The organism is Oryzisolibacter propanilivorax (genome assembly GCF_900103645.1).
In the GTDB taxonomy this organism is placed as follows: domain Bacteria; phylum Pseudomonadota; class Gammaproteobacteria; order Burkholderiales; family Burkholderiaceae_C; genus Melaminivora; species Melaminivora propanilivorax.
Genome location: NZ_FNHP01000010.1, coordinates 48,810 through 73,074, shown reverse-complemented (window position 1 = coordinate 73,074; position 24,265 = coordinate 48,810). Strand labels below are relative to the sequence as shown.

The window sequence follows — 24,265 nt, the reverse complement described above, 5'->3', positions numbered from 1 at the left end:
ATGCTGACGCTGCCTGCCGAGCTAACCCAGCGCCAGGCGCGTGCCTGCGCGCAGCAACTGCTGGCCCGGCTGCCGGGCGAAGCCGGCCCGGTGGTGGTTGTGGACGCGCAGGCGCTGGCGACCTTCGACTCGTCGGCGCTGGCGGTGCTGCTGGAATGCCGGCGCGCCGCCGTGGCGGCTGGCCGCACTCTGGCGGTGCAGGGCATGCCGACGCATCTGGCCAGCCTGGCCGAGCTGTACGGGGTGCACGAGCTGCTGCCGGTAGCCTAAAGCCCCAGGCCAGTCGGCCAGGAGGGCGCGGGCTAGAATGCCCGGTTCCCATGGCCGCCGTCTCCTTCCAGTCCGTCTCCAAGACCTTTTCCACTCCCCGGGGCCCGTTCCAGGCACTGGACGGGGTGTCGCTGGACATCCAGGAAGGCGAGTTCTTCGGCCTGCTCGGCCCGAACGGCGCGGGCAAGACCACCCTCATCAGCATCCTGGCCGGCCTGGCGCGCGCCACCAGCGGCAGCGTGTCGGTGCTGGGGCACGACGTGCAGTCGCAGTTCGCCGACGCGCGCCGCCAGCTCGGCGTGGTGCCGCAGGAACTGGTGTTCGACCCCTTCTTCAACGTGCGCGAGACGCTGCGCCTGCAGTCCGGCTACTTCGGCGTGCGCGACAACGACGCCTGGATCGACGAGCTGCTCGACGCCCTGGGTCTGGCCGACAAGGCCAGCGCCAACATGCGCCAGCTCTCGGGCGGCATGAAGCGGCGCGTGCTGGTGGCGCAGGCGCTGGTGCACAAGCCGCCGATCATCGTGCTGGACGAGCCTACCGCCGGCGTGGACGTGGAGCTGCGCCAGACGTTGTGGCAGTTCGTCGCGCGGCTGAACAAGCAGGGCCATACGGTGCTGCTGACCACGCACTACCTGGAGGAAGCCGAGGCGCTTTGCACACGCTTGGCGATGCTCAAGCGCGGGCGCGTGGTGGCGCTGGCGCGCACCTCCGAGCTGCTGGGCGCGGCCTCCGCCAACGTGCTGCGCTTCAAGACCGACGACGCGCTGCCGCCGGCGCTGGCGCAGGTCGCGCGCGTTACCGGCCGCGTGGCGCAGCTGCCGGCGCAGGACGCGCAGGAGATCGAGCAGTACCTGGCCGCGCTGCGCGCCGCCGGCGTGCGCGTGGAGGACGTGGAGATCCGCAAGGCTGACCTCGAGGACGTGTTCCTGAACGTCATGGCCGAGGCGCAGGAAGACGCCCAGCGGGAGCAGCGTGCATGACCGGCTGGCAGACGCTGTTCAAGAAGGAAGTGCTGCGCTTCTGGAAAGTGGGCTTCCAGACCGTGGCCGCGCCGGTGCTGACCTCCATGCTGTACTTGCTGATCTTCGGCCACGTGCTGGAGGACCGGGTGCAGGTCTATGGCCACCTGAGTTACACCGCCTTCCTGGTGCCCGGCCTGGTGATGATGGGCATGCTGCAGAACGCCTTTGCCAACAGCTCGTCCAGCCTGATCCAGAGCAAGATCATGGGCAGCCTGGTGTTTCTGCTGCTCACGCCGCTGTCGCACCGCGCCTGGTTCGGCGCCTACGTTGGCGCGTCCATGCTGCGCGCGCTGATGGTCGGCCTGGGCGTCTTCATCGCCACGCTGTTCTACGCCGCGCCGCACTTCGCCGCGCCATGGTGGATCGTGGCCTTCGCGCTGCTGGGCACGGCGCTGCTGGCCACGCTGGGCGTGATCGCCGGGCTGTGGGCCGACAAATTCGACCAGATGGCGGCGTTCCAGAACTTCCTGATCATGCCCATGACGTTCCTGTCGGGCGTGTTCTATTCCATCCAGTCGCTGCCCCCGTTCTGGCAGGCGGTGAGCCACCTGAACCCGTTCTTCTACATGATCGACGGCTTTCGCCACGGCTTCTTCGGGGTCAGCGACGTCTCGCCCTGGATCAGCCTGGGCGTGGTCGGCCTGGCCTGGGCGCTGGTCAGCGCGCTGGCGCTGCACCTGCTGCGCACGGGCTACAAGATCAGGAACTAGCGTGCATCCCCCTGAGTCGCTTCGCATCTTCCCCCTTCTCTCGCGCTGCGCGCGGAAAGGGGAACGCACCCGTTGGCCCGGCAAAGCCGGAGCCAGGGGTGCCCTGGCCTGCGCCCCTGGCAACGGACCAGGGCAAGGCCGGGCGCGGTGCACACCCTCAACCCGACTACTCTCTACGCCATGACTGCCAACGAACTCAAGGACATCATCAGCGCCGGCCTGCAGTGCGAGCATATCGCGCTGGACGGCGACGGCCGCCACTGGTTCGCCACCATCGTCTCGCCCGAGTTCGAGGGCAAGCGCCAGATCCAGCGCCACCAGCGCGTGTATGCCACCCTGGGCGGACGCATGCAGACCGACGAGGTGCATGCGCTGTCGATGAAGACGCTGACCCCCGCCGAGTGGCGCGCCGAGCAGCCGGGCGCCTGAGCGCAGGGCGCCTTAAACTCCTGAATCCATAGCTGCTGGCCTTTGCTGCATAAGGGCTGGAGGCCAATTTCGCTTGAAATGAACGCACCCATCACCCTGGCCCTGTCCAAGGGCCGCATCTTCGAGGAAACACTGCCCCTGCTGGCCGCCGCCGGCATCGAGGTGCTGGAAGACCCGGAGAAGTCGCGCAAGCTCATCCTGCCCACCAGCCGGCCCGAGGTGCGCGTGGTGCTGGTGCGGGCCAGCGACGTGCCGACCTACGTGCAGTACGGCGGCGCCGACCTCGGCGTGGCCGGCAAGGACTCGCTGATCGAGCACGGCGGCCAGGGGCTGTTCCGCCCGCTGGACCTGCGCATCGCCAAGTGCCGCGTCAGCGTCGCCGTGCGGGCCGACTTCGACTACGCGCAGGCCGTGCGCCAGGGCGCGCGCCTGAAGGTGGCGACCAAGTACACCGCGATCGCGCGCGAGTTCTTCGCCTCCAAGGGCGTGCACGTGGACCTGATCAAGCTCTACGGCAGCATGGAGCTGGCGCCGCTCACCGGCCTGGCCGACGCCATCGTGGACCTGGTCTCCACCGGCAACACGCTCAAGGCCAACCACCTGGTCGAGGTCGAGCCGATCATGGACATCAGCTCGCACCTGGTGGTCAACCAGGCCGCGCTGAAGCTCAAGCAGGCGCCGCTCAAGCGCATCATCGAGGCCTTCGCCAGCGCCCTGGCGCCCGCCTGAAAACCTACCGCACCCGCCCGGTCTTACTATGAATCTTGTAGCTGCACCCCTGCGCCTGTCCACGACTTCCGGCAATTTCGAGCAGGAATTCACGCAGCGCCTGCATTGGTCGGCCGAACAGGACGCGGCCATCGAGCAGCGCGTGGCCGACATCCTGGCCGACGTGCGTGCGCGCGGCGACGCCGCGCTGCTGGAGTACACCCAGCGCTTCGACGGCCTGCATGCGCAAAACGTGCCCGAACTGGAGCTGCACGCCGATGAGCTGCGCGCCGCGTTCGAGTCGCTGCCGCCCGTGCAGCAGCAGGCGCTGCAGGACGCCGCCGCGCGCGTGCGCCGCTACCACGAGGCCCAGCGCCGCGCCAGCGGCGAGAGCTGGAGCTACCGCGACGAGGACGGCACCCTGCTGGGCCAGAAGGTGACGCCGCTGGACCGCGTCGGCATCTACGTGCCCGGCGGCAAGGCGGCGTACCCCAGCAGCGTGCTGATGAACGCCATCCCCGCGCAGGTGGCCGGCGTGCCCGAGATCATCATGGTCGTGCCCACGCCGCACGGCGCCAAGAACCCGCTGGTGCTGGCCGCCGCGCACGTGGCCGGCGTGCACCGCGCCTTCACCGTGGGCGGCGCGCAGGCCGTGGCCGCGCTGGCCCATGGCACCCAGACCATCCCGCGCGTGGACAAGATCACCGGTCCTGGCAACGCCTACGTCGCCAGCGCCAAGAAGCGCGTGTTCGGCACCGTGGGCATTGACATGATCGCCGGGCCCAGCGAGATCCTGGTGCTGGCCGACGGCTCGACGCCCCCGGACTGGGTGGCGATGGACCTGTTTTCCCAGGCCGAGCACGACGAGCTGGCGCAGTCCATCCTGCTGTGCCCGGATGCCGCCTACATCGACGCCGTGCAGCGCGAGATCGACCGCCTGCTGCCCGAGATGCCGCGCGCCGAGATCATCGCCAAGAGCCTGACCGACCGCGGCGCGCTGATCCACACGCGCGACATGGAAGAGGCCTGCGCCATCAGCAACCGCATCGCGCCCGAGCATCTGGAAGTCTCCAGCCGCGACCCGCACCGCTGGGAGCCGCTGCTCAGGCACGCCGGCGCCATCTTCCTGGGGGCCTACACCTCCGAGAGCCTGGGCGACTACTGCGCCGGCCCGAACCACGTGCTGCCCACCAGCGGCACGGCGCGGTTTTCCTCGCCGCTGGGCGTATACGACTTCCAGAAGCGCAGCAGCCTGATCGAGGTCAGCGAGCAGGGCGCGCAGGAGCTGGGCCGCATCGCCAGCGTGCTGGCGCACGGCGAGGGGCTGCAGGCGCATGCGCGGGCGGCGGAGATGCGGCTGCTGCCCACCGCGCAGTGCTGAGCCGCTGCGCCGCGCGGGGCCGTCAGCCCTGCAGCCAGCGCCAGCGCAGCACCGCCGCCGCGCTGGCCCCCGCGGTGCCGACGTGCAGTCGCGCCGGCCCGGCGATGACCAGAGGTGCGTTGCCATCCGCTTGCGCTGCGGCATCAGCCTCCAGAAAATGATCCCTCGGCTGGCCCTCGCAGGTCAGCCAGACTTGGCCCTGGCCAACCTGCAGCAGCAGACGCGTGCCACGCGGCACGACCAGCAGTCGCGGCGCCTGGCCGGGCGCCAGATGACATTCCTGCCAGGCAGGCAGGGCGCCGGGCAGGGTGCGCGGAAGGGCCCAGGCGGGCCAGCGAAACGACAAGAGCGGGGCGGTGTGTTGCATGCCTGCACTCTCGCCCCCTGCACTCCGCGCCGCCAGCCACAGACGGCCGCGCCGTGCATTGGTACAGCCGGCGCTGCAGGGACGGCTGTGTTGGTCGGTGCAGCGCTCGTCTGTACTGCCCTGCGCCGCCCGCACCCGTACAGAATCGCGGCATGACCTGTGCCGCCGACGCCTTGCCCCTGTACCAGCAGATCGCCGGCCAGTGGGCCGAACTCATCCGCAACGGCACGCTGGCGCGCGGTGAGCGCCTGCCCTCGGTGCGCGCGCTGGCGCGCCAGCACGGCGCAGCGCCGACGACGGTGGTGCAGGCGCTGCACTGGCTGGAGGACGCGCGGCTGGTCGTCGCCCGCCCGCGCTCGGGCTTCTTCGTCGCGCCGCGCAGCGGCCCGCAACCCGCGCCGCTGACCGCGCCGGCCGCTGTGCGCGCCTCGCCCCGGCCGCGCGCCGTGGCCGTGGACTGGCTGGGCCAGCGCGTGCTGGGACAGGCGCAGCCCGACCACCTGCTGTCGTACAGCAGCGGCACGCCCGGCCCGGACCTGCTGGACACCGAGCGCGTGCGCCGCGCCGTGGCGCGCGCGGTGCAGCGCCACCACGGTTTGCTGTATGCCTATCCGTCGGCCACCGGCCAGCCCGAGGCGCGCCGGGCGCTGGCGCGCTACGCCGCCAGCCTGGGCTGCACGCTGGACCCCGAGCGCATCGTCGTCACCGGCGGCTGCATGGATGCCATCGCGCTGTGCCTGCGCGCCGTCACCCGGCCGGGCGACGTGGTGGCGCTGGAGTCGCCAACGCACTTCTCCTTCCTGGAGGTGCTGCAGAGCCTGCACCTGCGTGCGCTGGAAATCCCCACGCACCCGCGCCATGGCCTGTCGCTGGACGCGCTGCAGCTGGCGCTGGAGACGCAACCCGTCAAGGCCGTGCTGCTGGTGCCCACGCTGAGCAACCCGCTGGGCGCCTGCCTGCCGCAGGCCGAGCGCCGGCGCCTGGCGCAGCTGGCCGCGCGCCACGGCGTGGCGGTGATCGAGGACGCGATCTACAACGACCTGGCCGATGGCGACGAGATGCGCCGCAGCGTCAAGTCATACGACGACCGCGGCCACGTCATGTTGTGCGGCTCGTTTTCCAAGACGCTGGCGCCGGGCCTGCGCCTGGGCTGGGTCGAGGCCGGGCGCTGGCAGCGCGAGGTGCACCGCCTGCAGGACGTGCAGTCGGGCGGCCAGTCGCCGGTGCTGGAGCTGGCGCTGGCCGACCTGATCACCCAGCCCGGCCACGCCGCCGCCATGCGCACCCTGCGCGCGCGGGCCGGTGCCCGGGTGCAGGCCGCGCGCGAAGCCATTGCCATGCACTTTCCGCGCGGCACGCGCGTGAGCGACCCGCCCGGAGGCCTGCTGCTGTGGCTGGCGCTGCCGCGCGGGCTGGACGCGCTGCGGCTGCACGAAGCCTGCCTGACCGAGGGCATTCTGGTGGCACCGGGTACGCTGTTCAGCGCCAGCGGGCGCTTTCGCAATTGCCTGCGCATCGGGCTGGGTGGGGAATGGGGCGAGGCACATCTGGAGGGGCTGCGGCGCGTGGGCGAGATCGCCGGGCAGCTGCTGCAGGAAGAAGTGGCGCGGGCGGCGTGACGCATGGGCCGTGGCACTGCTTACCGCGTGGCTGCCGTAGCGGTTGCGGCAGGCTGGGCAAGGCTGCGCGCCAGCATCTGCAGCACGTCCGCACAGGGCGCCGTTACCTTCAGCATCAGCAGTTCGTCCGCCCGCGTGCGCCCGAGATTGATGGCCGCCACCGGCAGGCCGCGCTCGCGTGCCGCATGCACGAAGCGCAACCCTGAATACACCATCAGGGAGCTGCCCACGACCAGCAGCAGGTCGCTTTGCTCCAGCGCCTGCAGCGCTGCCTGCACGCGCTCTCGCGGTACGTTCTCGCCGTAGAGCACGACATCCGGCTTGACGATGCCGCCGCACAGCGGGCAGGGCGGGACAGCAAAAGCGCTGAAATCCACGCCTTGCAGGTCGGCGTCGCCGTCTGGCGCCACGGGTGCGCGCCAGTGCGCCCAGCCGGGGTTGGCCTGCAGCAGGGCCTGCTGGAACTCTTCGCGCGGTGCGCGCCGGCCGCAGCCCATGCACACCGTCTGGTCCAGCCGCCCGTGCAGGTCGATCACGCCGGTGCTGCCGGCGCGCTGGTGCAGTCCGTCCACGTTCTGCGTGATCAGGGTGCCCACGTATCCTGCCGCCTGCAGCTGCGCCAGCGCCTGGTGCGCGGCGTTGGGCTGGGCACGGGCAAAGACCGGCCAGCCGATCAGGCTGCGCGCCCAGTAGCGCCGGCGCGTGGCGGCGTGCGCCATGAAGTCCTGGAACATCACCGGCGCCGGGCGCTTCCAGGCGCCGGCGGCGTCGCGGTAGTCGGGGATGCCACTGCCGGTGCTGATGCCGGCGCCGGTCAGCACTGTCCAGCGCGGTGCGTTGCGCAGCAGTGTCAGCGGGGCAGGCAGCAGCGCAGGGTCCGACAGTGCAGGGCTGCCGTCTGGCGCTGCAGCTTGGCCAGGAGCAGCGGCTTTTTCGGAAGATGCGGGCGTGGCGACAGGCATGGCGCAAGCATAGAAAGGATGGCGTGTTCGTGCAGAAGGTGGCCGACACGAAAATCGTGCAACACGAATTTCGTGTAAGCTCGCCCTTATGAAGAACGTCACCATCACGGTCGATGATCCGGTGCTCGAATGGGCCCGCATTGAGGCGGCGCGCCGGGGCACCAGCGTGTCGCGCATGGTGGGTGACTTCCTGGGCGAGCTGCAGCGGCGCGAGGATGCCTATGAGCGCGCTTATCTCGCCTGGCGCACCGACGAGCGCAACTGGCGCTCGGGCGGCAGCGCCGCCGCCTGCGGCTTCGGCCGCACGCCGGCGCAACCGCTGGAGAGCGGCGCCGAAGCCCTCGACTGCCCGCTGACGCAGCCGGTGTTTGTCGATACCGCCGTGCTGCTGGCCGCCGAGGACGGCGCGCAAACGGCTGTGCACACCCAGGTGCGCGCCGCCCTGGACGTGCTGTGGCGCGAGCGCGCCGGGCGCGTCAGCAGCGTGGTGCTGGCCGAGTTCTACGAAGCCGCGACGGTGCACGCCCGCCCGCCCATGCCGCAGGGCGACGCGCGCGCCGCCATCCGCCGCTACCACGCCTGGACGCCCTGGCAGGTCGATGCCGCCACGCTCGAGACCGCCTGGGCGCTGCAGACGCGCCACCAGCTGGCCTGGGGCGACTGCCTGTCGCTGGCCGCCGCGCAGCACAGCGGCTGCGGCCAGCTGCTGTCGCTGGCGCTGCCGCACGGCGCGCTGTTCGGCGGCGTGCAGGTGCTGCACCCGCAGCATTGCGCGTTGCTGCCGCAGGCCTGACAACACCCGCCGTCCCGATTTTTCAGACAAGTCCGGTGAGCCCGATGAATCCCTCCGTCCCCGCGCCTTCCCCGTTGTCCCGCATCCGTCCCGACGTGCGCGCCATGCACGCCTACCACGTCGCGCCGTCCGATGGCCTGCTGAAGCTGGACGCGATGGAGAACCCGTTTTCCCTGCCGCCCGCGCTGCAGCGCGCGCTGGGCGAGCGCCTGGGAGCGCTGCAGCTCAACCGCTACCCCGGCGGCGCGCGCCAAGAGGCGCTCAAGGCTGCCCTGGCCGCGCACGCCGGCGCGCCCGAGGGCAGCGCGCTGATGCTGGGCAACGGCTCGGACGAGCTGATCAGCCTGCTGGCGCTGGCCTGCGCGCAGCCGGCCGCTGACAGGCGCCGCGCCGTGGTGCTGGCGCCGGTGCCGGGCTTCGTCATGTACGCCATGAGCGCGCAGCTGCAGGGCCTGGACTTCGTCGGCGTGCCGCTGACACCGGATTTCGAGCTGGACGAGCGCGCCATGCTGGCCGCCATCGCCGCGCACCACCCGGCCATCACCTACCTGGCGTATCCGAACAACCCCACGGCCACGCTGTGGGACGAGGGCGCCATGCAGCGCATCGTCGATGCGGTGGCCGCGCAGGGCGGCATCGTCGCCATCGACGAGGCCTACCAGCCGTTCGCCAGCCGCAGCTGGATCGAGCGCATGCGCGCGGAGCCCGCGCGCAACGCGCACGTGCTCTTGATGCGCACGCTGTCCAAGTTCGGCCTGGCGGGTGTGCGCCTGGGCTATCTCATCGGTCCGGCGGCGCTGGTCGGCGAGATCGACAAGGTGCGCCCGCCCTACAACATCAGCGTGCTCAACTGTGAGGCGGCGCTGTTCGCGCTCGAGCACGCCGACGTCTTCGCCGACCAGGCCGCCGAGCTGCGCGGCGAGCGCGAGCTGCTCATCGCGCGGCTGCGCGCCATGCCCGGCGTGCAGCGCGTCTGGGACAGCCAGGCCAACATGGTGCTGGTCCGCGTGCCGGATGCGGCGCGCACCTTCCAGGGCATGAAGGACCGGGGGGTCCTCGTCAAGAACGTTTCTACAATGCACGCGCTGCTGGCGCAGTGCCTGCGCCTGACGGTGGGCAGCGCGCAGGACAACGCACAGATGCTGGCAGCGCTCGAGGCTTCGCTATGACTTCTTCCGCACTCATTCCTTCCGCTTCTCCCGACCTGTACGCCGACCGCACGGCCGAGGTGTCGCGCAACACCGCCGAGACGCGCATCCGCGTGCGCGTCAACCTGGACGGCAGCGGCCAATCGCGCCTGGCCACCGGCATCGGCTTCTTCGACCACATGCTCGAGCAGATCGCGCGCCACGGCCTGATCGACCTGGACATCGAGTGCGACGGCGACCTGCACATCGACGGCCACCACACGGTGGAGGACGTGGGCATCACGCTGGGCCAGGCCTTCGCGCGTGCGCTGGGCGACAAGAAAGGCATCAGCCGCTATGGCCACGCCTATGTGCCGCTGGACGAGGCGCTGTCGCGCGTGGTCATCGATTTTTCTGGCCGCCCGGGCCTGCACCTGCACATCCCGTTCACGGCGGCCAGCATCGGCGGCTTCGACACCCAGCTGACCTACGAGTTCTTCCAGGGTTTTGCTAACCACGCGCAGGCCACCATTCACATCGACAACCTGAAGGGCATCAACGCCCACCACCAGTGCGAGACGGTGTTCAAGGCCTTCGCCCGCGCGCTGCGCCTGGCGCTGGAGCGCGACCCGCGCATGGCCGGGGTGATTCCGTCCACCAAGGGCGCGCTGTGACGTGTTTTTGGGTCAAAAAGGCATTGAGCCCTGATGAATAAAGCGCCTGCAGCTATGAAAATGCAAGCAACTACCGTCGCCGTGGTCGATTACGGCATGGGCAACCTGCGCTCGGTGGCGCAGGCGGTGCAGGCCGCGGCCGAGGGGCTGGACTGCCGCGTGCTGGTCACCAGCCGCCCCGAGGACGTGGCCGCCGCCGACCGCGTGGTACTGCCCGGCCAGGGCGCCATGCCCGACTGCATGGCCGAGCTGGCCGCCAGCGGCCTCAAGCAGGCGGTGCTGGACGCGGCCGCCAGCCGGCCGCTGTTCGGCGTGTGCGTCGGCATGCAGATGCTGCTCGACCGCAGCGAGGAGGGCGACACGCCCGGCCTGGGGCTGATTGCCGGCCAGGTGCTGAAATTCGATCTGGCCGGTCGCATGCAGCCCGACGGCAGCCGCTACAAGGTGCCGCAGATGGGCTGGAACCGCGTGCGCCAGGCCTGCGGCGCCGATGGCCGGCATGCGCTGTGGGACGGCGTGCCTGAGGAGAGCTATTTCTACTTCGTGCACAGCTTCTACGCCCGTCCCGACAACCCGGCGCACTGCGCCGGCGAGGCCGACTACGGCGGCCCGTTCGCTGCCGCCATCGCCCGCGACAACCTCTTCGCCACCCAGTTCCACCCGGAAAAGAGCGCTGCCCACGGGCTGCGGCTGTACCGCAACTTCCTGACCTGGAAACCCTGAGCCTTTCCCCTCCCGCAACCGCCGCGCCCGGCAGGGCGCACTTTGCACCACACGACCATGCTGCTCATCCCCGCCATCGACCTCAAGGACGGCCACTGCGTTCGCCTCAAGCAAGGTGACATGGACCAATCGACGACCTTCGGCGAAGACCCGGCCGCCATGGCGCGGCGCTGGGTGGACGCCGGCGCGCGCCGCCTGCACCTGGTGGACCTGAACGGCGCCTTCGCCGGCCAGCCCAAGAACAAGGCGGCCATCAAGTCCATCCTGGCCGAGGTCGGCTCGGACATCCCGGTGCAGCTGGGCGGCGGCATCCGCGACCTGGACACCATCGAGCGCTACATCGACGCCGGCCTGGCCTACGTCATCATCGGCACCGCTGCGGTGAAGAACCCTGGCTTTCTGAAAGACGCCTGCAGCGCCTTCGGCGGCCATATCATCGTCGGCCTGGACGCCAAGGACGGCAAGGTGGCCACCGACGGCTGGAGCAAGCTTACCGGCCACGAGGTGGTGGACCTGGCGAAGAAATTCCAAGACTGGGGCGTGGAGTCCATCATCTACACCGACATCGGCCGCGACGGCATGCTGTCGGGCATCAATATCGAGGCCACCGTCAAGCTGGCGCAGGCGCTGACCATCCCCGTGATCGCCTCGGGCGGCCTGGCCGGCATGGCGGACATCGAGCAGCTGTGCGCGGTCGAGTCCGAGGGTGTGGAGGGTGTGATTTGCGGGCGCGCCATCTACTCGGGCGACCTGGATTTCGCCGCCGCGCAGGCGCGCGCCGACGCGCTGGCGGCGGCCTGAGGCCACGGCGCCTGCGCCGCGCCACCGGGCGCGGGGCGCGGCGCTTCCTTTTCTTGTCTGATTTCCTACCCGGAGCTGCCCGCATGCTGGCCAAACGCATCATCCCCTGCCTGGACGTGACCGGCGGCCGGGTCGTCAAGGGCGTCAACTTCGTCGAACTGCGCGATGCGGGCGACCCGGTGGAGATCGCCGCGCGCTACAACGAGCAGGGCGCCGACGAGCTCACTTTCCTGGACATCACCGCCACCAGCGACGGGCGCGACCTGATCCTGCCGATCATCGAGGCCGTGGCCAGCCAGGTGTTCATCCCGCTCACCGTGGGCGGCGGCGTGCGCAGCGTGGCGGACGTGCGCCGGCTGCTGAACGCGGGTGCGGACAAGGTCAGCTTCAACTCGGCCGCCATCTCCACGCCTGAGGTCATCGAGGAAGCATCGCGCAAATACGGCGCGCAGTGCATCGTCGTGGCCATCGACGCCAAGCGGCGCCAGGGTGCCGAGGTGGCCGAGCGCGGCGAGGGCTGGGACGTCTACAGCCACGGCGGGCGCAAGAACACCGGGCTGGACGCTGTGCAGTGGGCCACCGAGATGGCGCGGCGCGGCGCCGGCGAGATTCTCTTGACCAGCATGGACCGTGACGGCACCAAGAGCGGCTTCGACCTGGCGTTGACGCGCGCCGTCAGCGACGCGGTGCCGGTGCCGGTGATCGCCTCGGGCGGCGTCGGCAACCTGGACCACCTGGCCGACGGCGTCAGCCAGGGCGGCGCCGACGCGGTGCTGGCCGCCAGCATCTTCCACTACGGCGAGTTCACCGTGCGCCAGGCCAAAGAGCACCTGCGCGCGCGCGGCATCGCCGTGCGGCTGTAGGCTGGTTTTCAAGCAAAATTGGCCGCAAGCCCTTTATCCATAAGGGCGTGCAGCTATCCATAACATAGTAAAGACATGAGCGATACCTCTGCCGTAGAAGCTGCGTCCTGGCTCGACCAGGTGCGCTGGGACGAGCGCGGGCTGGTGCCCGTCATCGCCCAGGAAGCCGCCACCGGCGACGTGCTGATGTTCGCCTGGATGGACCGCGAGGCACTGCAAAAGACGGCGGAGCTGGGCCGCGCCGTGTACTTCAGCCGCTCGCGCGGGCGGCTGTGGTTCAAGGGCGAAGAGTCCGGCCATGTGCAGACGGTGCACGAGATCCGCCTGGACTGCGACGCCGACGTGGTGCTGCTGCGCGTTACGCAGCAGGGGCACGAGCCGGGGATCGCCTGCCACACCGGGCGGCACAGCTGCTTCTACAGCGTTCTGCGGGACGGCCAGTGGCAGGCTGTCGATCCGGTCTTGAAAGACCCGGCTTCCATCTACAACTGATCCTTTCATGTCCACCACCAGCAGCAACGACTCCCTGGCCCGCCTGGCCGCCCTCATCGACAGCCGCAAGCCCGAGCGCGGCGGCGACCCGCAGGCCAGCTACGTGGCGCGGCTGCTGCACAAGGGGCCGGACGCCTTCCTGAAGAAGATCGGCGAGGAGGCCACCGAGGTGGTCATGGCCGCCAAGGATGTGCAGCACGGCGCCGACCCGGCTGCGCTGGTCTACGAGATGGCCGACCTGTGGTTCCATGGCATGGTGGCGCTGGCGCACTTCGGCCTGTCGCCGGCCGACGTGATCGCCGAGCTGGAGCGCCGCGAGGGCACCAGCGGCATCGAGGAAAAGGCGCTGCGCAAGGCGCAGGCGCGCGAGGGTCAGGAACCGCAACCGGAGGGACGCACACCATGAGCCGTGACATCATCGACATCGAACCCGACCAGCGCGCCGACTCGCTCAAGGCGGTGGGCTGGGTCAGCTACGTGCTGCACCTGATCGTCGCCCTGGGCGCGGTGCTGCCGGGCGCGCAGCCGGGCGCGGCGCTGCTGGTGGTGGCGCTGATCATCGACCTGGTCAAGAAAAGCGATGCCGAGGGCACCTGGCAGGCCAGCCACTTTTCCTGGCGCATCCGCACGGTGATCTGGGCCGGCGTGCTGTACATCGTCACCGCGCCGCTGTGGTTTTTGTTCTTCTTCCCCGGCTGGATCGCCTGGGGCCTGATTTCCATCTGGTTCCTGTACCGCATCGTGCGCGGCATGGTGGCCATGAACAAGAGCGAGGCCGTCACGGCCTGACACCCGACCCATGACCCACGACCCCGATTGCCTGTTCTGCAAGATCGCCGCCGGCCAGATCCCCTCGAAGAAGGTCTACGAGGACGACCAGGTCTTCGCCTTTCACGACATCGCCCCGTGGGCGCCGGTGCACTTCCTGATGATCCCGAAGCAGCACATCCCGTCCATGGCTGCGGTCGAGCCGCAACACGCGCAGTTGCTCGGCCACATGATGACGCTGGCGCCGAAGCTGGCGCAGCAAGAGGGCTGCAACCCGTACCCGGAAGGCGGCTTCCGCCTGGTGGTGAACACCGGCGACGAGGGCGGACAGGAGATCCACCACCTGCACCTGCACGTCATCGGCGGGCCGCGCCCCTGGAAGAAAGGGTGACCCTTAAGGTCATCCGCCTGCCGCAGGGGCAGCGCCGACTAAAATCCCGCGTATTGCATTAGGAGAGTTCCATGGGTTCGTTTTCCATCTGGCACTGGCTGGTCGTGCTGCTGATCGTGGTGCTGGTGTTCGGCACCAAGAAGCTCAAGAACATCGGCTCCGACCTGGGCGGCGCCGTCAAGGGCTTCAAGGACGGCATGCGCGACGGCGCGGCCGATGACCCGGCGGCCACCACCACCGCCGCCCAGCCGCCCGTGGGCCAGGTCACCGGCACCCCGGCTGCTCCTGCCGACCGCACCACCATCGACGTGGAAGCACGGCGCAAGGGCTGAAGGCCGAACCGCCGTTGACTGACTTCCGCGTCCACCGCCTGATTCCATGATCGACATCGGCCTGTCCAAGATGGCGCTGATCGGCGCCGTCGCCCTGGTCGTCATCGGCCCGGAGAAGCTGCCGCGCGTGGCGCGCACCGTGGGCACGCTGCTGGGCAAGGCGCAGCGCTACGTGGCCGACGTGAAGGCCGAGGTCAACCGCTCGATGGAGCTGGACGAGCTGCGCAAGATGAAGGACAGCGTGGAGAGCGCCGCGCGCGACGTCGAGCACAGCATCCGCAACGAGGCCGGCAACTTCGAGCGCGACTGGAACCAGGCTACCTCGGAGCTGGACGCCATCGGCGGTGGCCAGGCCTCCGCGCCCGGCCTGGACCTGCCGGACATCGTGCCCACCTACCGCAACCCCGGCAAGAACTGGCGCCTCAAGCGCGGCGCCACGCCGCGCTGGTACAAGGCGCAGGCGGGCGTGCGCACCCACGTGCAGTCCGGCGCGGCGCGCGTGGCGCGCTTCCGGCCGCGCAAATCCCATTGACCCCTTCGCGCGGCCCGCCTGAGCGCGGCCGGCGCGGCGGCCACCTTCGCGGCGCGCCGCCTTCTGCCATGTCCCAACCAAGCAAACCCGAAGACGAACTGGCCGGCACCGAGCAGCCCTTCGTCGAGCACCTGATGGAGCTGCGCGACCGGCTGGTGCGCGCCTTCATCGCCGTGGGCGTGGTCGCCGCCATCCTGTTCTTCTGGCCCGGCCCGGGACAGCTGTACGACCTGCTGGCGGCGCCGCTGGTGTCGCACCTGCCGCAGGGCGCGACCATGATCGCCACCTCGGTCATCTCGCCATTCATGGTGCCGCTGAAGATTCTGCTGCTGTCGGCCTTCCTGGTGGCGCTGCCGTTCGTGCTGTACCAAGTGTGGGCGTTCGTCGCGCCGGGGTTGTACGCGCACGAAAAGCGCCTGGTGCTGCCGCTGGTGGTGTCCAGCACGCTGCTGTTCTTCATGGGCGTGGCGTTCTGCTACTTCTTCGTCTTCGGCCAGGTGTTTTCCTTCATCCAGAGTTTCGCGCCCAAGAGCATCACCGCTGCGCCAGACATCGAGGCCTACCTGGGCTTCGTCATGACCATGTTCCTGGCCTTCGGGCTGGCGTTCGAGGTGCCGATCGCCGTGGTGGTGCTGGCGCGCCTGGAAGTGGTGAGCGTGGACAAGCTCAAGAGCTTTCGCGGCTACTTCGTCGTTGGTGCGTTCATCGTCGCGGCCATCGTCACGCCGCCGGACGTGGTCTCGCAGCTAGCGCTGGCGATTCCCATGTGCCTGCTGTACGAACTGGGCATCTGGGCGGCGCAGCTCTTCATCCGCCACACCAAGGCGCCCGAGGACGCTTCCGAGTCCACCGGCTGAGCGCCTGTCAGCTTCCCGCATGGCACCACGGCCTGCCCGCGTCGAAACGCCGGCAGGCCGTTGGTTTTTTGCGGCTGTGCGCTGCTGCGGTCAGCGCTGCTGGCGCTGTTGCTGGCTGAGCTGCGGGCGCGTGCCGGCCACCACCTGCAGCTCGGTGCGGGCGTCGCCGCGCAGCACCTTGAACTGCGCCGGCTCGCCCGGCTTCAAGGCCGCCACGGCGGTGAGCAGCTGCGGCACGGTGTCGATGGCCTTGCCGGCGACTTCCACGATCACGTCGCCCGGGCGCAGGCCGGCCTGCGCCGCTGGGCCGCCCTGGAGCACGCCCGTGATGATCACGCCCTCGGTGGCCTTGACGCCGAAGGTCTGCGCCAGTTCGGGCGAGAGTTCGCCCGGCTCGACGCCGATCCAGCCGCGCGTGACCTTGCCATCGCGCACGATGCCGTCCAGCACCATGCGCGCCGTGGACACGGGGATGGCGAAGCCGATGCCCATGCTGCCGCCCGAGCGCGAATAGATGGCGGTGTTGATGCCCATCAGGTTGCCGTCCACGTCCACCAGTGCGCCGCCGGAGTTGCCGGGGTTGATGGCGGCGTCGGTCTGGATGAAGTTCTCGAAGGTGTTGATGCCCAGCTGGCTGCGCCCCAGGGCCGAGACGATGCCGCTGGTCACCGTCTGGCCGACGCCGAAGGGGTTGCCGATGGCCAGCACCTGGTCGCCCACAGCCAGCTGGTCGGAGTCGCCCAGCACGATCACGGGCAGCTTGTCCAGCTGCACGCGCAGCACCGCCAAGTCGGTTTCCGGGTCGGTGCCGATCACGCTGGCACTGGCGCGGCGGCTGTCCGAGAGCGTCACCTCGATCTCGTCGGCGCCTTCGACCACATGGTTGTTGGTCAGGATGTAGCCATCGGGGCTGATGATCACTCCGCTGCCCAGGCCGGTCTGCGCCTGCACGCCCTGGTCGCCGAAGAAGAACTGGAACCACGGGTCGTTGCTGCGCGGATGCCGCACCGCGGTGCTGGTGTTGATGCTGACCACCGCCGGCGAGGCCTTGCGCGCCGCGGCGCTGAAGCTGCCGACCGCCGGCTGCGAGCCGGGCGCCGCCGGTGCCTCCAGCACCGAAATGCCGGCGCGGGTGGTGGACGCGCCGCGCTGCAGCCAGCTCGGCTGCAGGGTGGCGACGACGAAGTAGGCCGCGACGAGAACCGTCACGACCTGGGCAAACAACAACCAGAGGCGCTTCATGGCAGGACAGGGCTGGGGCAGGGAGGTCGATTGTCGCGCCTTCCAGGCACGCGCAGCGTCGGACGGGCGCGGCACAATCGGCGCGCATGAGCATCACCCGACACGATCTGCTGGCCCGCTTCGACGCGCTGCTGGAGCCCGCGCGCTTCAAGGACTACGGCCCCAACGGCCTGCAGGTGGAAGGGCGCGAGCGCATCGCGCGTGTCGTCAGCGGCGTGACGGCCAGCCGCGCGCTGATCGAGGCCGCCATCGAGGCGCGCGCCGATGCCATCTTCGTGCACCACGGCCTGTTCTGGCGCGGCATGGACGGGCGCATCACCGGCTGGCTGAAGGAGCGCATCCGGCTGCTGCTGGCGCACGACATCAACCTGTTCGCCTACCACCTGCCGCTGGACGCGCACGGCACGCTGGGCAACAACGCGCAGCTGGGCGCGCGGCTGGGCTGGCAGTGGGACCAGCGCTTTGGCGAGCAGGACCTGGCTTTCAGCGCGCCGTGCGAGCTGGCTGGCGCCCGCCAGCTGGCCGACCATGTGCAGCAGGTGCTGGGCCGGCCGGTGCTGCTGGCCGCGCCCGACGGGCCGGCGCGGCCGATTCGGCGCGTCGCCTGGTGCACCGGCGGCGCGCAGGGCTTTTTCGAGTCGGCCATCGCCGCCGGGGCGGACGCCTTCATCACCGGCGAGATCTCCGAGCCGCAGGCGCACCTGGCGCGCGAGACCGGCGTGGCCTTCATCGCCGCCGGCCACCACGCCACCGAGCGCTACGGCGCGCCGGCCGTGGCGGCGCAGGTGGCGCAGGAGGCAGGCATCGAGCACCAGTTCATCGAGATCGACAATCCGGCATAGCCTGCATGCTATCTTTTGGATAGCTGGAGGCCGTTGCAAACAAATGGCTGAGGCCTGTTTTCATGCACAACCTTTCCCCATTGGCCATCACCCAGGGTGACCCGGCCGGCATCGGCCCGGAGATCGCCGCCAAGGCGTTTCGCGACGCGCCCGAGGCGTTGGCCGGCTGCTTCGTCGTGGGTGACGCGGCCACGCTGGCGCGCGCGCTGGAGGTGGTGCGCCAGCCGGGCCGGCCGGCGCTGTCGGTGCAGCGCATTGAGCGCCCGGACGGCCTATCGCAGTTGCTGCCACGGGCGCTGCCGGTGCTGCAGCCACCCGGATTGCCCGGCCCGGCGCCGTTCGGGCAGGTCAGCGCCGAGGCCGGCCGCGCCGCCGCCGACTGCGTGGTCTGGGCCGCGCGTGCGGCGCTGGCGGGCGAGGTGGCCGGGCTGGTCACCGCGCCGCTGCACAAGGAGGCGCTGTCGGCGGCCGGCGTGCCTTACCCTGGCCACACCGAGCTGCTGCAGGCCGAAGCGGCGCGGCACGCCGGCGTGGGCCTGGCACAGATGCCGGTGCGCATGATGCTGGCCAACGACGAGCTGCGCACGGTGCTGGTCAGCATCCACATGGCGCTGCGCGAGGCGCTGGACGCCGTTACGCACGACAACGTGTTGCAGACGCTGCGCATCACCCACGCGGCGCTGTCGCGCAGCCTCGGGCGCGCGCCGCGTATCGGCGTAGCCGGGCTGAACCCGCATGCGGGCGAGGGCGGCCTGTTCGGGCGCGAGGAGATCGAGACCATCGCCCCGGCCATCGCGGCGGCGCGCGCCGAGGGCATCGACGCACACGGGCCGTTCGCCCCTGACACGGTGTTCATGCGCGCGCGCCACACGCCGGCGCGGCCGGGCGAGTTCGACGTGGTGCTGGCCATGTACCACGACCAGGGGCTGATCCCGGTGAAGTACCTGGGCGTGGACAAGGGCGTGAACGTGACCCTGGGTCTGCCGCTGGTGCGCACCAGCCCGGACCATGGCACGGCGTTCGACATTGCTGGCGCCGGCGTGGCTGACCCCGGCAGTCTGATCGAGGCGGTGCGCATGGCGCGCGCGCTGGCGCGGCGCTGAGCCTTCAGGTCTGCCGGCGCTGCTGCAGGCTGTCGCGGATCTCGCGCAGCAGCAGGATGTCCTCGGCCGGCGGCGGGGGTGGCGCGTCGGGTTGGGCCTCCTCGTGCTTGTGCAGCGGCCACTCGCGCTTCAGGCGGTTGATCTGCTTGACCATCATGAAGATGATGAACGCCAGGATCACGAAGTTCAGGCTGATGGTCAGGAAGTGGCCATAGGCGAACACCGGCACGCCGGCCTTGCGCATGGCCTCCAGCGTGTGCGGGATGTCCGGCGGGACATGCGCCAGCGGGATGAACAGGTTGGAGAAGTCGAGCTTGCCGAAGACCAGGCCAACCATCGGCATGATCAGGTCGTTGACCACCGAGTCAACGATCTTGCCGAACGCGCCGCCGATGATGACACCCACCGCCAGGTCGATCACATTGCCTTTGACAGCGAATTCGCGAAACTCTTGCGCGATGCTCATTTGCCCAACCCTTGTTTTGGATGAAAGAAGCGCAGTATTACCGAGCGCCCATGTGCCAGACCCCCGAGGCGCCGATTTTCGCTCCGCTACAATTTGCAGTTGACCTTTTATAACGATGCATACCGAGGATCCCCATGAGTGATACTCCGATCGACTCCAGCAAGCGGACGTGGCTGATCGCGTCTGGCTGCGCTGGCGCGGCCGGCGGCGTGGCAGTCGCCGTTCCGTTCGTGAGCACATTCCAGCCGTCCGAAAAGGCCAAGGCGGCCGGCGCGGCGGTCGAGGTGGACATCTCGCAGCTCAAGCCGGGCGAGAAGATGACGGTGGAGTGGCGCGGCAAGCCCGTGTGGATCCTGCGGCGCACGCCCGAGCAGCTGGCCGAGCTGCCCAAGCTGGACAGCCAGCTGGCCGATCCCCAGTCCAAGCGCAACCCGGCGGAATTCACGCCGCCCTACGCGCAAAACGAGCACCGTTCGATCAAGCCCGAGATTCTGGTGGCCGTCGGTATCTGTCCGCACCTGGGCTGCTCGCCCTCGGACAAGTTCACCCCCGGCCCGCAGCCGTCGCTGCCCAACGATTGGGAAGGCGGTTTCCTGTGCCCCTGCCACGGCTCGACCTTCGACATGGCCGGCCGCGTCTACAAGAATAAGCCCTCGCCCGACAACCTGCCGGTGCCCCCGCACATGTACCTGTCGGACACGCGCCTGCTGATCGGCGAAGACAAGAAGGCCTGAGGGAAAACGACACATGGCTGCCTACCGCGAATTCAAGGAAGTCTCGCCCAACGCCTCGGCCGGCGCGAAGACCATGAACTGGCTGGAGAACCGTTTTCCGACGGCCTTCGACGCCTACCGGGTCCACATGTCGGAGTACTACGCTCCGAAGAACTTCAACTTCTGGTACATCTTCGGCTCGCTGGCGCTCTTGGTGCTGGTGATCCAGATCGTCACCGGCATCTTCCTGGTGATGCACTACAAGCCCGACGCCGCCAAGGCGTTCGAGTCGGTCGAGTACATCATGCGCGACGTGCCCTGGGGCTGGCTGATCCGCTACATGCACTCCACCGGCGCCTCGGCGTTCTTCATCGTGGTGTACCTGCACATGTTCCGCGGCCTGATGTACGGCAGCTACCGCAAGCCGCGCGAGCTGGTCTGGATCTTCGGCTGCGCCATCTTCCTGGCGCTGATGGCCGAGGCCTTTATGGGCTACCTGCTGCCCTGGGGCCAGATGTCGTACTGGGGTGCGCAGGTGATCGTGAACCTGTTCTCGGCCATCCCCTTCATCGGCCCGGACCTGGCCCTCTTGATCCGCGGTGACTATGTGGTGGGCGACGCGACGCTGAACCGCTTCTTCAGTTTCCACGTCATCGCCGTGCCGCTGGTGCTGCTGGGCCTGGTGGTGGCGCACCTCCTGGCGCTGCACGACGTGGGCTCGAACAACCCCGACGGCATCGAGATCAAGGGCCCCGGCAAGCCGGTGGACGCCAACGGTCACCCGCTGGACGGCGTGCCCTTCCACCCGTACTACACGGTGCACGACATCCTGGGCGTGGGCATCTTCCTGTTCGTCTTCACGGCGATCATCTTCTTCGCGCCCGAATTCGGCGGCTACTTCCTGGAGTACAACAACTTCATCCCGGCCGATCCGCTGAAGACGCCTGCGCACATCGCGCCGGTGTGGTACTTCACGCCGTTCTACTCGATGCTGCGCGCCATCACCACCGAGATGATGTACGCGCTGATCGCCTGCGTGGTGCTGGGCGCCGGCTTCGGCGTGCTCAAGGCGCGCCTGCCCGGCATCATGAAGGCCATCGTCCTGGGCGCGGCCGCGGTGGCCATCGTGCTGATGTTGTCCATCGACGCCAAGTTCTGGGGCGTGGTGGTCATGGGCGGTGCCGTGATCATCTTGTTCTTCCTGCCTTGGCTGGACCACAGCCCGGCGCGCTCCATCCGCTACCGCCCCGACTGGCACAAGTGGGTGTACGCCGTGTTCGTGATCAACTTCGTCATCTTGGCCTATCTGGGCGTGCAGCCGCCGTCGCCCATCGGCGAGCGCGTCTCGCAGGTCGGCACGCTGTTCTATTTCGGCTTCTTCCTGCTCATGCCGTGGTGGAGCCGCCTGGGGACGCCCAAGCCCGTGCCCGAGCGCGTGACCTTTGCCGCCCACTGAGCCCGAGCTGGAGAACCATTTCATGAAGAAAATCTTCTTTGCCCTGCTCACCGCGGTGGGCCTGGTGGCCGGCGCGCAAGCCTCTGGCGGCGGCATGGCCTGGGACAAGGCGCCTGTGAATGTCAGCGATACCGCGTCGCTGCAAAACGGCGCCAAGCTGTTCGTCAACTACTGCCTGAACTGCCACTCGGCGGCCTTCATGCGCTTCAACCGCCTGAAGGACATCGGCCTGACCGACGAGCAGATCAAGGACAACCTGCTGTTCACCACTGACAAGGTCGGCGAGACCATGAAGGCGGCTATCGACCCGCAGCAGGCCAAGGCCTGGTTCGGCGCCAACCCGCCCGACCTGACGGTGATCGCGCGCTCGCGCGCCGGCTCGGGCGGCAGCGGCGCCGACTACCTCTACACCTTCCTGCGCACCTTCTACCGCGATGACGCCAAGGCCACCGGCTGGAACAACCTGGCCTTCCCCAGCGTTGGCATGCCGCACGTGCTGTGGCAGCTGCAGGGCGAGCGCCAGGCGGTGTTCGAGGAAAAGAGCGGCGGACATGGTGCCCCCGAGCATGTCTTCACCGGCTGGAAGCAGTTGAGCGAAGGCAGCATGACCCCCCAGCAGTACGACCAGGCCGTGGGTGACCTCGTCAACTACCTGCAGTGGATGGGCGAGCCAGCGCAGAACACCCGCGTGCGCATCGGCGTGTGGGTACTGGCCTTCCTGGCGGTATTCACCTTCATCGCCTGGAGGCTGAACGCCGCGTTCTGGAAAGACGTGAAGTAAGCCGTCTTCCCCTTTGATCGTTACGGGTCCGGCGCGTGTGCCAACGCGCGCCGGGCGACATTGCGGAGTGGACGCCAGCGCGCCCACTCTTTTTGATTTTCAGGAGCCACTCACCATGATGGTGCTTTACTCGGGCACGACCTGCCCCTTCTCCCATCGCTGCCGCTTCGTCCTGTTCGAGAAGGGCATGGATTTCGAGATCCGGGACGTCGACCTGTACAACAAGCCCGAGGACATCAGCGTGATGAATCCGTACGGCCAGGTGCCGATCTTGGTCGAGCGCGACCTCATCCTGTACGAGTCCAACATCATCAACGAGTACATCGACGAGCGCTTCCCGCACCCGCAGCTGATGCCCGGCGACCCGGTGGACCGGGCACGCGTGCGCCTGTTCCTGTTGAACTTCGAGAAGGAACTGTTCGTGCACGTGAACGCGCTGGAGTCGCGCGCCACCAAGGGCAACGACAAGGCGCTGGAAAAGGCTCGCGCCCACATTCGCGACCGCCTGACGCAGCTGGCGCCGGTGTTCCTGAAGAACAAGTACATGTTGGGCGAGGGTTTCTCCATGCTCGATGTGGCCATCGCCCCGCTGCTGTGGCGCCTGGACTACTACGGCATCGAGCTGTCCAAGAACGCCGCGCCGCTGCTCAAGTACGCCGAGCGCATCTTCTCGCGTCCGGCCTACATCGAGGCGCTGACGCCGTCCGAGAAGGTCATGCGCAAGTGATGCAACGTCGCACCTGCTCCCTCTGACACTCCGAAGGCCGCGTATGACCACCGAAGATTCCATGCCGGAACTGCCCTCGACGCGCCCCTATCTGCTGCGTGCGCTGCACGAGTGGTGCACCGACAACGATTTCACGCCCTACTTGGTGGTGCGCGTGAACGAGTCGGTGCGCGTGCCGCGCGAGTACGTGAACAACGGCGAGATCGTGCTCAACGTCAGCTACGACGCCACCAGTGCGCTGCAGCTGGGCAACGATTTCATCGAGTTCAAGGCGCGCTTCGGTGGCAAGCCGCACGAGATCATCGTGCCGGTGCGCCGCGTGGTGGCCATCTATGCGCGCGAGAACGGCCAGGGCATGGCTTTTGCGCTGGAGGAAGACCCCCAGCTGCAGCCCGGCGCGCTGCTGGCCGCCGATGCGCAGCGTGGCGCGACGGCGCCCGCGCTGCAGTCGGTGGATGGGTCGGCGAAGCGCGATGCCGCCCCCGAGGATGGCGACGAGCCTCCGCCGTCGCCGCCTCCTGCTGGAGCACAACGGCCTTCGCTCAAGCGCGTGAAGTGATGCCGCGCAGGCAGGCAGGCGCGCGCCGCAATGGATGCCGCGCTTGCCCGTCAGCCGGTTTTTTGCCGGCTACAATCGCGCTTTGATTTTTGTGCCGGTTTAGCTCAGTTGGTAGAGCACCCGCCTTGTAAGCGGTAGGTCGTCAGTTCGAATCCGACAACCGGCACCATCTGTCTTCTTTCGCTCCTCCGCCATCCACCCGGGTCGCCCTGACGGCCTTCAGCTGTGGATCTTCAGGCGGATCGAGTTCACATCCCACCCCTTGCTGCGCAGGTGAGCCTGCAGGGCCGGCAGCAGCTGCCGGGTCTTGGCCGCAGCCGCATTGCCGCGCACCAGCAGGCACCAGCTGTCCCCGTCGATCGGACCCGCCTTCAGCGCCGGGCGCAGCAGCGGCGGAATCAATCCCTCTACCGCCTTCAGGCGTTCGCTGGATTCGCGCGTGAGTGCGGCCAGGCGCGCCAGCGGCGGCGACTCCAAGCTGGCCTGCTGGACGGTGACGGCGTGGTGGTGACGGCGATTCATCGGGATTGGTTGGGGCGGCAAGGCGGACGG

The 24,265-nt window shown here is 69.0% G+C and carries 32 protein-coding genes, 1 tRNA gene and 1 pseudogene; 29 read left to right on the top strand and 5 right to left on the bottom strand.

The genetic code is table 11. The features are described 5' to 3' along the window. The 6 genes from BLQ61_RS14735 (at position 1) to hisD (ending at position 4,523) form a co-directional block, all read left to right on the top strand. Complete coding sequence (locus tag BLQ61_RS14735) at positions 1 to 270, top strand: STAS domain-containing protein (RefSeq protein WP_091571956.1); 270 nt, start codon at positions 1 to 3, stop codon at positions 268 to 270. 50 nt (positions 271 to 320) lie between these two features. Beyond that, positions 321 to 1,253: an ABC transporter ATP-binding protein gene (locus BLQ61_RS14730; RefSeq protein ID WP_091571953.1), complete on the top strand. Its 933-nt coding sequence runs from the start codon at positions 321 to 323 to the stop codon at positions 1,251 to 1,253. Further along, complete coding sequence (locus BLQ61_RS14725; RefSeq protein WP_091571950.1) at positions 1,250 to 2,005, top strand: ABC transporter permease; 756 nt, start codon at positions 1,250 to 1,252, stop codon at positions 2,003 to 2,005. Before BLQ61_RS14730 ends, BLQ61_RS14725 begins: the two co-directional genes overlap by 4 nt. A gap of 180 nt (positions 2,006 to 2,185) precedes the next feature. Then, entirely contained in the window at positions 2,186 to 2,434 is a 249-nt protein-coding gene (locus BLQ61_RS14720; RefSeq protein WP_091571947.1) for a BolA family protein, read from the top strand. A gap of 78 nt (positions 2,435 to 2,512) precedes the next feature. After that, positions 2,513 to 3,163: an ATP phosphoribosyltransferase gene (gene hisG, locus BLQ61_RS14715; protein ID WP_091571945.1), complete on the top strand. Its 651-nt coding sequence runs from the start codon at positions 2,513 to 2,515 to the stop codon at positions 3,161 to 3,163. A 28-nt stretch (positions 3,164 to 3,191) separates the two neighbouring features. Beyond that, on the top strand, positions 3,192 to 4,523 hold the full coding sequence (gene hisD / locus BLQ61_RS14710; protein WP_091571942.1) for a histidinol dehydrogenase: 1,332 nt from the start codon (positions 3,192 to 3,194) through the stop codon (positions 4,521 to 4,523). 22 nt (positions 4,524 to 4,545) lie between these two features. Here hisD and BLQ61_RS14705 read toward each other — a convergent pair whose 3' ends face one another. Beyond that, positions 4,546 to 4,890 (bottom strand): DUF2917 domain-containing protein, encoded by a 345-nt coding sequence (locus BLQ61_RS14705; protein WP_091571940.1) that lies wholly within the window; start codon positions 4,888 to 4,890, stop codon positions 4,546 to 4,548. Between the two features lie 152 nt (positions 4,891 to 5,042). Here BLQ61_RS14705 and BLQ61_RS14700 point away from each other — a divergent pair, with 152 nt between their 5' ends. Then, entirely contained in the window at positions 5,043 to 6,509 is a 1,467-nt protein-coding gene (locus BLQ61_RS14700) for an aminotransferase-like domain-containing protein (RefSeq protein ID WP_091571937.1), read from the top strand. A 20-nt stretch (positions 6,510 to 6,529) separates the two neighbouring features. Here BLQ61_RS14700 and BLQ61_RS14695 read toward each other — a convergent pair whose 3' ends face one another. Next, positions 6,530 to 7,471: an NAD-dependent protein deacetylase gene (locus tag BLQ61_RS14695; RefSeq protein WP_091571934.1), complete on the bottom strand. Its 942-nt coding sequence runs from the start codon at positions 7,469 to 7,471 to the stop codon at positions 6,530 to 6,532. 88 nt (positions 7,472 to 7,559) lie between these two features. Here BLQ61_RS14695 and BLQ61_RS17800 point away from each other — a divergent pair. The 14 genes and pseudogenes from BLQ61_RS17800 to tatC all read left to right on the top strand — a co-directional run. After that, positions 7,560 to 7,745, top strand: a pseudogene (locus BLQ61_RS17800) (PIN domain-containing protein); the annotation flags it as partial. 90 nt (positions 7,746 to 7,835) lie between these two features. Next, complete coding sequence (locus BLQ61_RS17420) at positions 7,836 to 8,264, top strand: PIN domain-containing protein (RefSeq protein ID WP_245704092.1); 429 nt, start codon at positions 7,836 to 7,838, stop codon at positions 8,262 to 8,264. 44 nt (positions 8,265 to 8,308) lie between these two features. Next, complete coding sequence (locus BLQ61_RS14685) at positions 8,309 to 9,433, top strand: pyridoxal phosphate-dependent aminotransferase (protein ID WP_091571929.1); 1,125 nt, start codon at positions 8,309 to 8,311, stop codon at positions 9,431 to 9,433. Further along, positions 9,430 to 10,065: an imidazoleglycerol-phosphate dehydratase HisB gene (hisB, locus tag BLQ61_RS14680; protein ID WP_091571927.1), complete on the top strand. Its 636-nt coding sequence runs from the start codon at positions 9,430 to 9,432 to the stop codon at positions 10,063 to 10,065. The genes BLQ61_RS14685 and hisB overlap by 4 nt, the downstream gene beginning before the upstream one ends. A 54-nt stretch (positions 10,066 to 10,119) precedes the next feature. Continuing rightward, entirely contained in the window at positions 10,120 to 10,788 is a 669-nt protein-coding gene (gene hisH / locus BLQ61_RS14675) for an imidazole glycerol phosphate synthase subunit HisH (RefSeq protein WP_091571924.1), read from the top strand. A gap of 57 nt (positions 10,789 to 10,845) precedes the next feature. Next, complete coding sequence (gene hisA / locus BLQ61_RS14670) at positions 10,846 to 11,589, top strand: 1-(5-phosphoribosyl)-5-[(5-phosphoribosylamino)methylideneamino]imidazole-4-carboxamide isomerase (RefSeq protein WP_091571921.1); 744 nt, start codon at positions 10,846 to 10,848, stop codon at positions 11,587 to 11,589. Positions 11,590 to 11,672: 83 nt separating this feature from the next. Continuing rightward, positions 11,673 to 12,452 (top strand): imidazole glycerol phosphate synthase subunit HisF, encoded by a 780-nt coding sequence (gene hisF / locus BLQ61_RS14665; protein WP_091571919.1) that lies wholly within the window; start codon positions 11,673 to 11,675, stop codon positions 12,450 to 12,452. 75 nt (positions 12,453 to 12,527) lie between these two features. Further along, on the top strand, positions 12,528 to 12,944 hold the full coding sequence (gene hisI / locus BLQ61_RS14660) for a phosphoribosyl-AMP cyclohydrolase (RefSeq protein ID WP_091571915.1): 417 nt from the start codon (positions 12,528 to 12,530) through the stop codon (positions 12,942 to 12,944). 7 nt (positions 12,945 to 12,951) lie between these two features. After that, a complete protein-coding gene (locus tag BLQ61_RS14655; protein ID WP_091571912.1) occupies positions 12,952 to 13,350 on the top strand; it encodes a phosphoribosyl-ATP diphosphatase in 399 nt (132 codons plus the stop codon). Then, complete coding sequence (locus BLQ61_RS14650) at positions 13,347 to 13,733, top strand: DUF4870 family protein (protein ID WP_091571910.1); 387 nt, start codon at positions 13,347 to 13,349, stop codon at positions 13,731 to 13,733. Before BLQ61_RS14655 ends, BLQ61_RS14650 begins: the two co-directional genes overlap by 4 nt. Before the next feature lie 10 nt (positions 13,734 to 13,743). Then, positions 13,744 to 14,103 (top strand): histidine triad nucleotide-binding protein, encoded by a 360-nt coding sequence (locus BLQ61_RS14645; protein WP_091571907.1) that lies wholly within the window; start codon positions 13,744 to 13,746, stop codon positions 14,101 to 14,103. A 71-nt stretch (positions 14,104 to 14,174) separates the two neighbouring features. After that, a complete protein-coding gene (gene tatA / locus BLQ61_RS14640) occupies positions 14,175 to 14,435 on the top strand; it encodes a Sec-independent protein translocase subunit TatA (protein WP_091571904.1) in 261 nt (86 codons plus the stop codon). A gap of 46 nt (positions 14,436 to 14,481) precedes the next feature. Next, complete coding sequence (tatB, locus tag BLQ61_RS14635) at positions 14,482 to 14,967, top strand: Sec-independent protein translocase protein TatB (RefSeq protein ID WP_091571901.1); 486 nt, start codon at positions 14,482 to 14,484, stop codon at positions 14,965 to 14,967. 68 nt (positions 14,968 to 15,035) lie between these two features. Next, on the top strand, positions 15,036 to 15,824 hold the full coding sequence (gene tatC, locus BLQ61_RS14630; RefSeq protein ID WP_091571899.1) for a twin-arginine translocase subunit TatC: 789 nt from the start codon (positions 15,036 to 15,038) through the stop codon (positions 15,822 to 15,824). A 90-nt stretch (positions 15,825 to 15,914) separates the two neighbouring features. Here the strand turns inward: tatC and BLQ61_RS14625 are convergent, their stop codons facing one another. Further along, the gene (locus BLQ61_RS14625) at positions 15,915 to 17,066 is read right to left on the bottom strand and encodes a Do family serine endopeptidase (protein WP_091571897.1); all 1,152 of its coding nucleotides are present in this window, start codon (positions 17,064 to 17,066) and stop codon (positions 15,915 to 15,917) included. Positions 17,067 to 17,152: 86 nt separating this feature from the next. Here BLQ61_RS14625 and BLQ61_RS14620 point away from each other — a divergent pair, with 86 nt between their 5' ends. Both BLQ61_RS14620 and pdxA read left to right on the top strand, forming a co-directional pair. Continuing rightward, positions 17,153 to 17,908: a Nif3-like dinuclear metal center hexameric protein gene (locus BLQ61_RS14620; RefSeq protein ID WP_091571894.1), complete on the top strand. Its 756-nt coding sequence runs from the start codon at positions 17,153 to 17,155 to the stop codon at positions 17,906 to 17,908. Between the two features lie 62 nt (positions 17,909 to 17,970). Continuing rightward, entirely contained in the window at positions 17,971 to 19,011 is a 1,041-nt protein-coding gene (pdxA, locus tag BLQ61_RS14615; RefSeq protein WP_091571892.1) for a 4-hydroxythreonine-4-phosphate dehydrogenase PdxA, read from the top strand. Between the two features lie 4 nt (positions 19,012 to 19,015). Here the strand turns inward: pdxA and mscL are convergent, their stop codons facing one another. Further along, positions 19,016 to 19,477, bottom strand: a complete 462-nt coding sequence (mscL, locus tag BLQ61_RS14610) for a large conductance mechanosensitive channel protein MscL (protein WP_091571889.1) — start codon at positions 19,475 to 19,477, stop codon at positions 19,016 to 19,018. Positions 19,478 to 19,611: 134 nt separating this feature from the next. Here mscL and petA point away from each other — a divergent pair, with 134 nt between their 5' ends. From petA to BLQ61_RS14580, 6 genes are all read left to right on the top strand, one after another. After that, complete coding sequence (petA, locus tag BLQ61_RS14605; protein ID WP_091571886.1) at positions 19,612 to 20,211, top strand: ubiquinol-cytochrome c reductase iron-sulfur subunit; 600 nt, start codon at positions 19,612 to 19,614, stop codon at positions 20,209 to 20,211. A gap of 13 nt (positions 20,212 to 20,224) precedes the next feature. Beyond that, positions 20,225 to 21,646 carry a cytochrome b gene (locus tag BLQ61_RS14600; protein ID WP_091571884.1) on the top strand — a complete coding sequence of 474 codons (1,422 nt, stop codon included), beginning with the start codon at positions 20,225 to 20,227 and terminating at the stop codon, positions 21,644 to 21,646. A 22-nt stretch (positions 21,647 to 21,668) separates the two neighbouring features. Next, on the top strand, positions 21,669 to 22,427 hold the full coding sequence (locus BLQ61_RS14595; protein ID WP_091571881.1) for a cytochrome c1: 759 nt from the start codon (positions 21,669 to 21,671) through the stop codon (positions 22,425 to 22,427). 115 nt (positions 22,428 to 22,542) lie between these two features. Beyond that, positions 22,543 to 23,154 carry a glutathione S-transferase N-terminal domain-containing protein gene (locus tag BLQ61_RS14590; RefSeq protein ID WP_091571878.1) on the top strand — a complete coding sequence of 204 codons (612 nt, stop codon included), beginning with the start codon at positions 22,543 to 22,545 and terminating at the stop codon, positions 23,152 to 23,154. A gap of 43 nt (positions 23,155 to 23,197) precedes the next feature. Beyond that, positions 23,198 to 23,713 carry a ClpXP protease specificity-enhancing factor gene (locus BLQ61_RS14585; RefSeq protein ID WP_091571875.1) on the top strand — a complete coding sequence of 172 codons (516 nt, stop codon included), beginning with the start codon at positions 23,198 to 23,200 and terminating at the stop codon, positions 23,711 to 23,713. Between the two features lie 93 nt (positions 23,714 to 23,806). Next, positions 23,807 to 23,882 (top strand) — tRNA-Thr (locus tag BLQ61_RS14580). Between the two features lie 50 nt (positions 23,883 to 23,932). On the opposite strand, the gene BLQ61_RS14575 is transcribed toward BLQ61_RS14580, so the two are convergent. Then, positions 23,933 to 24,235: a hypothetical protein gene (locus BLQ61_RS14575; RefSeq protein WP_091571872.1), complete on the bottom strand. Its 303-nt coding sequence runs from the start codon at positions 24,233 to 24,235 to the stop codon at positions 23,933 to 23,935. Positions 24,236 to 24,265: the final 30 nt, after the last annotated feature.

Coding starts and splice junctions, on each gene's coding strand:
- BLQ61_RS14735 (WP_091571956.1), top strand. CDS start 1: ATGCTGACGCTGCCTGCCGAGCTAACCCAGCGCCAGGCGCGTGCCTGC.
- BLQ61_RS14730 (WP_091571953.1), top strand. CDS start 321: ATGGCCGCCGTCTCCTTCCAGTCCGTCTCCAAGACCTTTTCCACTCCC.
- BLQ61_RS14725 (WP_091571950.1), top strand. CDS start 1,250: ATGACCGGCTGGCAGACGCTGTTCAAGAAGGAAGTGCTGCGCTTCTGG.
- BLQ61_RS14720 (WP_091571947.1), top strand. CDS start 2,186: ATGACTGCCAACGAACTCAAGGACATCATCAGCGCCGGCCTGCAGTGC.
- hisG (WP_091571945.1), top strand. CDS start 2,513: ATGAACGCACCCATCACCCTGGCCCTGTCCAAGGGCCGCATCTTCGAG.
- hisD (WP_091571942.1), top strand. CDS start 3,192: ATGAATCTTGTAGCTGCACCCCTGCGCCTGTCCACGACTTCCGGCAAT.
- BLQ61_RS14705 (WP_091571940.1), bottom strand. CDS start 4,890: ATGCAACACACCGCCCCGCTCTTGTCGTTTCGCTGGCCCGCCTGGGCC.
- BLQ61_RS14700 (WP_091571937.1), top strand. CDS start 5,043: ATGACCTGTGCCGCCGACGCCTTGCCCCTGTACCAGCAGATCGCCGGC.
- BLQ61_RS14695 (WP_091571934.1), bottom strand. CDS start 7,471: ATGCCTGTCGCCACGCCCGCATCTTCCGAAAAAGCCGCTGCTCCTGGC.
- BLQ61_RS14685 (WP_091571929.1), top strand. CDS start 8,309: ATGAATCCCTCCGTCCCCGCGCCTTCCCCGTTGTCCCGCATCCGTCCC.
- hisB (WP_091571927.1), top strand. CDS start 9,430: ATGACTTCTTCCGCACTCATTCCTTCCGCTTCTCCCGACCTGTACGCC.
- hisH (WP_091571924.1), top strand. CDS start 10,120: ATGAAAATGCAAGCAACTACCGTCGCCGTGGTCGATTACGGCATGGGC.
- hisA (WP_091571921.1), top strand. CDS start 10,846: ATGCTGCTCATCCCCGCCATCGACCTCAAGGACGGCCACTGCGTTCGC.
- hisF (WP_091571919.1), top strand. CDS start 11,673: ATGCTGGCCAAACGCATCATCCCCTGCCTGGACGTGACCGGCGGCCGG.
- hisI (WP_091571915.1), top strand. CDS start 12,528: ATGAGCGATACCTCTGCCGTAGAAGCTGCGTCCTGGCTCGACCAGGTG.
- BLQ61_RS14655 (WP_091571912.1), top strand. CDS start 12,952: ATGTCCACCACCAGCAGCAACGACTCCCTGGCCCGCCTGGCCGCCCTC.
- BLQ61_RS14650 (WP_091571910.1), top strand. CDS start 13,347: ATGAGCCGTGACATCATCGACATCGAACCCGACCAGCGCGCCGACTCG.
- BLQ61_RS14645 (WP_091571907.1), top strand. CDS start 13,744: ATGACCCACGACCCCGATTGCCTGTTCTGCAAGATCGCCGCCGGCCAG.
- tatA (WP_091571904.1), top strand. CDS start 14,175: ATGGGTTCGTTTTCCATCTGGCACTGGCTGGTCGTGCTGCTGATCGTG.
- tatB (WP_091571901.1), top strand. CDS start 14,482: ATGATCGACATCGGCCTGTCCAAGATGGCGCTGATCGGCGCCGTCGCC.
- tatC (WP_091571899.1), top strand. CDS start 15,036: ATGTCCCAACCAAGCAAACCCGAAGACGAACTGGCCGGCACCGAGCAG.
- BLQ61_RS14625 (WP_091571897.1), bottom strand. CDS start 17,066: ATGAAGCGCCTCTGGTTGTTGTTTGCCCAGGTCGTGACGGTTCTCGTC.
- BLQ61_RS14620 (WP_091571894.1), top strand. CDS start 17,153: ATGAGCATCACCCGACACGATCTGCTGGCCCGCTTCGACGCGCTGCTG.
- pdxA (WP_091571892.1), top strand. CDS start 17,971: ATGCACAACCTTTCCCCATTGGCCATCACCCAGGGTGACCCGGCCGGC.
- mscL (WP_091571889.1), bottom strand. CDS start 19,477: ATGAGCATCGCGCAAGAGTTTCGCGAATTCGCTGTCAAAGGCAATGTG.
- petA (WP_091571886.1), top strand. CDS start 19,612: ATGAGTGATACTCCGATCGACTCCAGCAAGCGGACGTGGCTGATCGCG.
- BLQ61_RS14600 (WP_091571884.1), top strand. CDS start 20,225: ATGGCTGCCTACCGCGAATTCAAGGAAGTCTCGCCCAACGCCTCGGCC.
- BLQ61_RS14595 (WP_091571881.1), top strand. CDS start 21,669: ATGAAGAAAATCTTCTTTGCCCTGCTCACCGCGGTGGGCCTGGTGGCC.
- BLQ61_RS14590 (WP_091571878.1), top strand. CDS start 22,543: ATGATGGTGCTTTACTCGGGCACGACCTGCCCCTTCTCCCATCGCTGC.
- BLQ61_RS14585 (WP_091571875.1), top strand. CDS start 23,198: ATGACCACCGAAGATTCCATGCCGGAACTGCCCTCGACGCGCCCCTAT.
- BLQ61_RS14575 (WP_091571872.1), bottom strand. CDS start 24,235: ATGAATCGCCGTCACCACCACGCCGTCACCGTCCAGCAGGCCAGCTTG.